Origin of the sequence: Acinetobacter sp. TUM15071, from assembly GCF_008980925.1 — a bacterium.
GTDB classification, from domain to species: domain Bacteria; phylum Pseudomonadota; class Gammaproteobacteria; order Pseudomonadales; family Moraxellaceae; genus Acinetobacter; species Acinetobacter dispersus.
Genome location: NZ_BKGB01000064.1, coordinates 1 through 452, shown reverse-complemented (window position 1 = coordinate 452; position 452 = coordinate 1). Strand labels below are relative to the sequence as shown.

The 452-nt window shown below is 44.9% G+C and carries 1 protein-coding gene; it reads left to right on the top strand.

What is annotated here, in order from left to right; genetic code table 11:
* Positions 1 to 452: dihydroxy-acid dehydratase (locus tag GBI66_RS19240; protein ID WP_171494349.1), on the top strand; the 452-nt coding region annotated here is incomplete at both ends.

Here is a 452-nt window from a genome sequence, read left to right as displayed (position 1 = left end):
AAGATGGTGGTTTAGCGGTTCTATACGGCAACATCGCGCTTGATGGTTGTATCGTGAAAACTGCAGGTGTTGATGAATCAATCTTGAAATTTACGGGCACAGCACGTGTATTTGAGAGCCAAGATGCAGCTGTAGATGCAATTTTGGGTCATGATATTAAAGCTGGCGATGTGGTTGTGATTCGTTACGAAGGTCCACGTGGTGGTCCGGGCATGCAAGAAATGCTTTACCCAACTAGCTACCTTAAATCGAAAGGTTTAGGAAAAGACTGTGCATTGGTAACAGATGGTCGTTTCTCTGGTGGTTCATCAGGTCTTTCGATTGGTCACGTTTCACCAGAAGCGGCTGAAGGTGGTGCAATTGGTTTGGTTGAAGATGGCGATACTATTGAAATCGATATTCCAAACCGTACGATTCACTTAAACGTTGATGATGCAACTATGGCGCATCGC